Here is a 7,409-nt window from a genome sequence, read left to right as displayed (position 1 = left end):
TCCCCATCCCCCACGACACCCTCTGAAGGCCCCCCCGAAAGGAGCATCACATGAATGTACGCGCAGCCCTCCTGACCGTCTTCCTCGCCTCCGCCGCCGGACAGAGCGCCTGGGCCCATGAGAACCACACGCACCAGCCGGCCCGGCCTGAGATTGGCGAGGAGCAGGCGAAGACACGCGCCCGGGAGGAGGTGGAGCGGCTCGTCTCCATCCAGAAGCTGGATGCCTCCTGGAAGGAGTCCGGCGCGCTCAAGGGCGTGGAGAAGAAGAAGGTCGGCAAGAAGTGGGAATGGCTGGCCACCTTCGAGAACGCCACGGTGGCGGACCCGAGCAAGAAGGTCCTCTACGTCTTCCTCAAGCCCTCCGGCGAGTACGTGGCCGCGAACTTCACCGGGAAGTAGGCAAGCCGGGCGCCTGGCGGAGACAGACGCCCGTTTCCGCCTTGCCACTCCACGGTGTCATGCACGGCGTGGCCCAGCAGCAGCTCGCGCCTCGCCTCACGCTTCCTCAGGTGGCTTCACGCGACGGAAGGCGAAGTACAGCAGCACGTCGTAGATCACCTTCAGCCCCGCCCCGATGATGAGCGGGGCAACGAGCGAGCCTCCCTGCATGAAGATGCCCGCGAAGGCGGGAGCCACGGCCCACATGGCCACGCGCACCAGTTGGGTGGTTCCCGAGGCGAAGGTCCGCTCCTCGGGGCGCATGACGGCCATGACGTAGGACTGCCGTGTGGGCACGTCCATCTCCACCAGCCCCTCGCGCAGCAGGAACAGCGCCGCGGCCACCGGGAAGCTCGGCGCGTAGGCCGCCGTCACCAGCAGCAGACTGGACGGCAGGTGGGTGAAGACCATGGTGTTCACCAGCCCGATGCGCTTCGCCAGCCACGCCGCACCCAGGTGGGAGAGCGCATTGGCCACCCGTGCACCGAAGAAGAGCAGGCCCACCTGCCCCACTCCGACGCCGAAGCGCTCGTGGAAGAAGAACGACAGCAGGGCCGTGGTGAGGAAGCCCCCTCCCAGGCTGTCCAGTGCGAACAGGGCGGACACCTTCGTCAGCACCTTGCGGCTCTCCGGTGACAACCGGGACCTCACCCCGCGCACCGGCACCTCCACCCGCGTGGACAGCCCGAGGTACAGGGGAATGGCAAGGGCCATCAGCACCGCGTAGAGGCCCATGCCCCCTCGCAGCGCTGGCACTTCCTCCACGCCCGCCCATCCCCGTAGCAGCGCGGGGAGGCCCGCCAGCAGCGCCCCCAGGGCATGCCCCACGTCCTGGACGAGGTGATACCAGGCGAAGGCCCCGGTGCGGCCCTCCGGCTTGGCCGTGGCCGGCAACACCGCCTGCTCCACCACCAGCGCCGCACCCCGGTCGCGGCCCATCCCGTTCACCATGCCGACGAACGCTGCCGCCGCCAGGGGCCAGAACCCCGAGCCCAGCGCCACGACAAGCCCGCCAGCAGCGCCCAGCAGGGAGAGCACCAGCAGGAAGCGCTTCCGTCCCAGACGGTCCGCGAGGAGCGTGGCCGCCAGCGTGGCCAGGGCCGCCCCTGCGAGCCCTGCGCCGATGACTCCGCCCACCTCACCCGCCCCCAGTTCCAGCCGCGCCAGGTAGACGCCGAGCAGCACGCCCACCATGCCGGTGGCGAGAGCGCGCAGGAAGGCCGCCACCAGCAGCAGATGGCGGTCCACCCCTCCCTGGACGCGTCCCTCCTGGTTGAGCACCGGAGCGGACACCGTTCACCGCGCCTGGAACAGCAGACCCACGAGCGCGGCCCCGGCGATGACCAGCGGAATCAGGAGCTTTGCCTTCCAGCGGAAGAGCGCCGCGAGCGCCAGCGCGAAGACCCCGAGGGTGACAGGCCCGGTGAGCGAGATGCGCAGCAACCCCACGGTGGTCGCCGCGATGAGCCCCACCACCCCCGCGGTGACGCCGTCCAGGAAGAGGCGGATGCGCGGCTGGTGGAGCACCCGCTCGAAGAAGTCATGTCCCAGCAGCGTGAAGGCGAAGGCCGGGGCGAAGATGGCCGCCGTCAGCACCAGGGCCCCCGCGAGCCCGCCGCCGAGGTAGCCCACGAAGGTGGAGAAGATGATGAGGGGGGCGGGCAGGATGCCCGAGAGCGCCAGTCCGTCGAGGAACTGCGCGTTCGTCATCCACCCGCCGAGCACCACCGCGTCGCGCTGGAGGAAGGGGATGACGGTGTACGCCCCACCGAAGGTGAGCAGCCCGCTGCGCAGCCCGCTCCACGCCAGCATGAGCAACGAGGGGCGCTCATGCGCCGCAGCTTCCATCCCGCTCACCACTGGGGCAGCGACCTCGGAAGGCAGCCCCTGCCGGACAAGAAGGACCCCCAGGACCACCACGCAGCTCCCCGCCAGGATGAGCGCTGGAACCCTCCCGCCCTGCCGGGCCAGCAGGTAGACGAGCCCCGCGGCCACCAGGGTGAACGCGAAGTGGACGCCTGCGGCCTGCGCGAATGCAGCTCCTACGGCCACGCCCCACAGCCACCTGTTGGCCAGCGCGTGCCCGCCGATGCGCACCACCGCCCGGACGATGAGCGCGCCCACTGCCGCCTGTACGGCTCCGAAGACCGCCACGAGGTTCGGGGAGGTCAGACCGTAGCGCAGATAGGCCCAGGAGAGCGCCAGCATCAAGACGAAGCCGGGCAGCATGAAGCCCAGCCCCGCGAGCAGGCCCCCCAATCTCCCCCGGGCCAGCATGCCGAAGTAGACGCACAGCTCATGGGCCTCGGGACCGGGCAGCACCTGGTAGACGGCGAGGACGCGGTTGAACCGGGCGGGAGACACCCACCGCTCGCGCTCCACCAGCTCCGCCTTGAGCATGGCGATCTGTGCCACGGGTCCGCCCCACGCCAGCGCGCCGAAGTGCAGGAAGCGCAGGAACAGCCGGCCGTAGGACTCGTGCGGAGGCTGGGGCTCCGGCGCCTCTTCGCGGATGGGCTCCGCCGAAGGGGCCGTCTCGTGGGAACTCATCCTCGAAGCACCGTCGCGGCCTTCTGGGCCCGCTCCAGGCGGGCGTTCACCACGTCCCAGCTCACGTTCTGGAAGAAGGCGTCGATGTAGCGGGCGGCTGCCGCGCCGTAGTCCATCTGGTAGGCGTGCTCGTACATGTCCATGACGAGCAGCGGGTGGCCGTGGGCCAGGGCCTGGGTGTGGTTGCCGCTCCAGTAGGTCTGCGGCTGGCCGGAGTGGAAGTTGTACGTGAGGATGACCCAGCCGCTCCCACCGCCCAGGCTGGCCCCCGTGGCGCGGAAGTGCTCCTCCCAGCGGCCGAAGTCCCCGTGGGCCGCCGCGAGCAGCTTCTGGATGGGGCCGCTCGCCTTGCCGTCCCCGCCGAGGTTCCCGAAGTACGCCTCGTGGAGGATCATCGAGTTGGTGAAGGTCAGCTCCCGCTCCTTCAGCCCGCCCACGAGGAAGCCCGGCGTGTCCTTCGTCACCCGCGCCAGCTCCTCCTCCACCTTGTTGAGGTTCTTCACCGCCCCGCCGTAGTTGTTCTCGTGGTGGCTGCGGAGGAGCTTCTCCGAGAGCCCCTTGAGCTTCGCCGGGTTGAAGGGCAGCGGTGCCACCGCGTGCTTGCCGGGGCCCTGAGTGGCGGGCGCAGGTGGACCTGCGGGACTCCCTGGCGCACGTGGGGGCTCTGCTGCGGCACTCCCTTCAGGGGTGAGGAGGAGGGTGGTCCCAGCCGCCACCATTCCAGTCATGAGGTCGCGTCGATTCATCGCAGCTCCCGGCTCCTGACAGATGCGGACTCGAAGGGGTTCGAGCGTAGAGCGAAGCGTCTGGCACGCCGGGCGACTTTCCGCAGGCCGCGAGCAGGGAGTGTTGACGCCGCTACGCCCCGCCCTCTTCAGCGCACCGGCAAGTTCTCCAGGGCGGACGGCATAAGAGCCAGGGCGGACAACTCGATTTCAACGGGTCGGCTGCCCATCAACCCGCGCCCGTGGGCGCAACCACGTGCACGCCACGGAAGCCGCTGCGGGTCCCGTCCGTGCGCGTGCTTCCTGGAGGTCACCATGAAAGACGAGGACGACACCCTGGCCCACCGCCACAAGGAGAAGGTGGTGAGCCTCAACCTGGAGCTGGCGAACCTGGAGCACGCCCTGCGCGGGGCGCAGCTCCTGGCCGAGCTGCTCGCCAACAACGACATGCCCACCGAGGAAGCGGACCGGCAGGCTCCCCGCTCCATCGTCGCGGTCCTGGCCCTGGCGGACTCGCGGCTCCAGCAGCTCCGCCAGGTCATCCGGGGTGAAGCGGATGCACGGCACCTGTGGGCGCCGCACAACGCCATCAGCCCGGAGCCCGTTCCCGGGGATGCAGACGACGTGAGACTGGAAGCATGGTCCGCGCCCAGGCCCCCTGCCGCTCCCAGCATCAGGAAGCGCGCGGGCGGGACGGCCCGCCGCAAGCCCCAGGCGAAGCGAGCCGCGAGGAAGACCGCGGCCGGAGGAGCTGAGCAACCCGCCACAAGGAATGAGGACGCTTCAGCTCCCGTTGCTCCTGCTTCTCCGTGACGGAGCTGGAGTCTCACGAGGGTGTCATGCGCCGGAAAGGGCGCGGACACCCGGAGGTCGCCAGACCTCTTTAGCCCTCGGTTCCACGACCAAGCACACCGGGCCGACTCACGGGAAGGAGATCCCGGACAGGGTGACGGTGCGGCCGGTGCCCGCCTCCCACAGCTTGAGCGTGAAGGGGCCCTGGGCCTCCTGCGTCGTGGCCGATGCCTCCACCACGATGTGTTGCCGCTTCCCGTCCGCCTCGATGGGGCCGCGCTGCCAGACCGGCAGGACCTTCAGCTCCATGCCCGTCCTGCTCGTCAACAGTGCCCCTGCCGTCGTCCACGGCTGAGCACCCCGCGGGTTCTCCATCGCCAGGTTCACCGCAATCCGGCTAGCGCCCCGGTAGCTGTAGACCTCCAGCGTCACGAGTGCGTTTCCAGGGGACTTCGTGACGGCCTCGGTGAGCACGCGGGCCAGCACCCCCTGCTCGTCCATCTGCCCGGCGGCAATGAGACCCGCAATCCCCCCCGGGCCCCCGCGCTCGGCACGCTCGTGCTCCAGTTCTTCATGGCACCGTTGGACCTCGGCCTTCGCCTCCTTCGCCTCCCGCTGGTAGGACGCGGCGGTGCGCATGGCGCGGTACACCTCCAGCAATCGCTCCGCACGGACCGGATGCACCACGAGGGTGAAGGCCGCGCCCGCAGGGGCCGCACCGTCCTTGAAGCGCACCACGAGCCGGAGCCGCTCCCCGCTCTTCAGCATGTCGGAGGGAACGAGCCGAAGCGTGGTCTGGCCAGCGTCCACGAGGACGAAGGACTCCCGCTTCTCCACCGCCACCGTGTCCTTGCCCTCCGTGTCCCGCAGCAGCTCCGCGTCAAAGGCCAGCATGGTGGACACCCCCGGGCTGATGTGCACCTCGGGCTCGTTGCCGGTGGGCTCCGCCGGAAGCTCAAGCTGGCGCACGCCTGCATTCCATGAGGCGGGAGGCACCTCTGCGCTGGCCGCCGTTCCCATCAACAAGGTGAGCGCCACCAGCACGCCGGAGTACGAGACAGGCATGGGACAGAGCCCTCACTCGAAGCGGTCCACGGGATTGGCATGCCCCGTCGTCCAAATGATGGCGGAGTCGGCATCACTGCCGGGCTTTCGCTCCAGTCCGCGATCTCCGTAGCTGCTGAGCAGCTCGATGCACACCGGATAGGTGCGGCCCTGGTTCGTCCGCGCCCAGGTGAAGCGGCCATAGACACGGTCGGCGAGGTGGAGCTTGCCGTAGAGCAGTCCTCCGCTCCGCAGCCCCTCCCAGCCCTCGCCCAGCCGCACGATGGCGTTCCCCTCACGCACGGTGATGACGTGGGGCTCGCCCTTGATGACGTCGAAGACGAAGACGCGTTTGTCACCTCGCTCGATGCCCAGCTCCTTCATCGCCTCCAGGGCGCCCGGCGGGCATTCTTCCGGTGGCGGAGCAGGACGCACCTGGGGACCGGAGCAGGCGAGGTTGAGACAGGCGCCAGCCACGCCCATGGTCTTCATCCCCACCTTCTTCAACGCGCTGGCAGACGGCTTCATCACGGGTACATCCTCTTTCGACAGCGCCGCGGGAGGCGCGGCGGCCACAGCGGTTTCCTCCACCAGAGGCGGAGCTGGGGCAGGGACAGCTTCCGGTAGCGCCTCGGCAGGCGCCACTTCACGAACAAGAGGTGCCGGGATCGGCTCATCATCGGCGTGCGCTACGGGCACCTGCTGCGCGCCGGACGGAAACCGAGGCACCTGCATCTTCCACATGGCGAAACCCAGCAGGCACGCGACCACCACAGCGCTCGGTATTACAAGCACGTGCCCCCGCTGTTTCATATGCCGAGGCGATGCGGCTGGCAGGTCCTGCATCGCGGCCTCCGGCTCCCTTCCGGCCTGACGCCGCAGGAAGGACAGCACCGGGGCGATGACCAGCCTGGGAGCGGGAGGTGTCGCGGAGCGTGTCGGCCAGTCCGGCCGGAGGATGCGTCGCCAAGGTCCGCTGCCCGGCTCAGGCCCGGCCCCCTGGACTTCTTCCCACGCGAAGAGCGGGGCGTCCCATGCCGCGGGTCGGCCGAAGCTCACCGCCGCCATGAGGGCCGCGTGCAGCTCCGCTCCCGTCTGGTAGCGCTCCTCGGGCTTCTTCGCCAGCAGCCGCATGATGACGTCGCTGAGCGCCTGAGGCGTGCGCCGGTTGAACACCGCTGGCGCTGGGGGTCTCCGTCCCTCGATGGCCAGGTACAGCATGTCGGGCGGCAGGTGCGGCGGGAACGGGTAGTGCCCCGTCACCACCCGGTACAGGCTGACGCCCAGCGCGTACAGGTCATCGGTGGGCCGGTACTCGTACCGCGCTCCCGGTCGTCCGTGGTGCTCCCGGTGGAAGCGCACCGACTCGGGGCTGCGCAGGTGCAGCGTGCCCGGGGGCACCGTCTGCTCGGTGATGGTGGCCGCGCCCGCGTAGTCCCCGATGCCGAAGTCGATGAGCACCGGCTCGGCGTCCGACTCCCGGATGAGGATGTGCACGGGCTTGACGTCTCGGTGCAGCACTCCGGCCCCATGGAGCGCATCGAAGGCCAGGGCCACCTTGCCGGCGACTTGCGCCAGCTCGCGGAAGGTCGGGTTCACCTCTTCGGCCCAGGTGTCCAGTGGCCGGCCCGCCACCCAGTCCATGACGAAGTAGAGGTAGCCCGTCTGCGGGTGGGGCCACCTGCCGCAGGCGTGGAAGCGCACCACGTTGCGGTGCACGGCCTTGACCATGAGCAGCGTGACTTCCCGCTCGGCCCGCTCATCTCCGGGGCGCAGCGCCAGCTTCAGCGCGTAGAATTCCCCGGGCCGGGCCATGTCCTCCACGCGGTACACGGCGCCGAAGCCCCCCACCCCCAGC

The 7,409-nt window shown here is 69.7% G+C and carries 7 protein-coding genes; 2 read left to right on the top strand and 5 right to left on the bottom strand.

Annotated elements, in window-relative coordinates; genetic code table 11:
• Positions 1-50: 50 nt before the first annotated feature.
• Positions 51-401: a DUF6488 family protein gene (locus tag HG543_RS49600; protein WP_169351983.1), complete on the top strand. Its 351-nt coding sequence runs from the start codon at positions 51-53 to the stop codon at positions 399-401.
• Positions 402-497: 96 nt separating this feature from the next.
• Here the strand turns inward: HG543_RS49600 and HG543_RS49595 are convergent, their stop codons facing one another.
• From HG543_RS49595 to HG543_RS49585, 3 genes are read right to left on the bottom strand one after another with little or no spacing between them, the layout of a single operon-like run.
• The gene (locus HG543_RS49595; protein ID WP_169351982.1) at positions 498-1,733 is read right to left on the bottom strand and encodes an MFS transporter; all 1,236 of its coding nucleotides are present in this window, start codon (positions 1,731-1,733) and stop codon (positions 498-500) included.
• A 3-nt stretch (positions 1,734-1,736) separates the two neighbouring features.
• Positions 1,737-2,990, bottom strand: a complete 1,254-nt coding sequence (gene chrA / locus HG543_RS49590; protein ID WP_169351981.1) for a chromate efflux transporter — start codon at positions 2,988-2,990, stop codon at positions 1,737-1,739.
• The gene (locus HG543_RS49585) at positions 2,987-3,583 is read right to left on the bottom strand and encodes a superoxide dismutase (RefSeq protein WP_211194717.1); all 597 of its coding nucleotides are present in this window, start codon (positions 3,581-3,583) and stop codon (positions 2,987-2,989) included. Before HG543_RS49585 ends, chrA begins: the two co-directional genes overlap by 4 nt.
• Positions 3,584-4,030: 447 nt before the next feature.
• Here HG543_RS49585 and HG543_RS49580 point away from each other — a divergent pair, with 447 nt between their 5' ends.
• Positions 4,031-4,528, top strand: coding sequence for a hypothetical protein (locus tag HG543_RS49580; RefSeq protein WP_169351980.1), 498 nt, complete (start codon positions 4,031-4,033; stop codon positions 4,526-4,528).
• A 108-nt stretch (positions 4,529-4,636) separates the two neighbouring features.
• Here HG543_RS49580 and HG543_RS49575 read toward each other — a convergent pair whose 3' ends face one another.
• Both HG543_RS49575 and HG543_RS49570 read right to left on the bottom strand, forming a co-directional pair.
• Positions 4,637-5,572, bottom strand: coding sequence for a DUF2381 family protein (locus HG543_RS49575; RefSeq protein ID WP_169351979.1), 936 nt, complete (start codon positions 5,570-5,572; stop codon positions 4,637-4,639).
• A gap of 12 nt (positions 5,573-5,584) precedes the next feature.
• A partial coding sequence (locus HG543_RS49570) for a serine/threonine-protein kinase (protein ID WP_169351978.1) occupies positions 5,585-7,409 on the bottom strand: 1,825 nt, incomplete at its 5' end.

The organism is Pyxidicoccus fallax (genome assembly GCF_012933655.1).
Taxonomy (GTDB): Bacteria; Myxococcota; Myxococcia; order Myxococcales; family Myxococcaceae; genus Myxococcus; species Myxococcus fallax.
This window is presented reverse-complemented; position numbering and strand designations above follow the sequence as displayed.

Excerpts from the sequence above, each read along its gene's own strand:
- HG543_RS49580 (WP_169351980.1), top strand. The coding sequence starts at position 4,031 with ATGAAAGACGAGGACGACACCCTGGCCCACCGCCACAAGGAGAAGGTG.
- HG543_RS49600 (WP_169351983.1), top strand. The coding sequence starts at position 51 with ATGAATGTACGCGCAGCCCTCCTGACCGTCTTCCTCGCCTCCGCCGCC.
- HG543_RS49575 (WP_169351979.1), bottom strand. The coding sequence starts at position 5,572 with ATGCCTGTCTCGTACTCCGGCGTGCTGGTGGCGCTCACCTTGTTGATG.
- chrA (WP_169351981.1), bottom strand. The coding sequence starts at position 2,990 with ATGAGTTCCCACGAGACGGCCCCTTCGGCGGAGCCCATCCGCGAAGAG.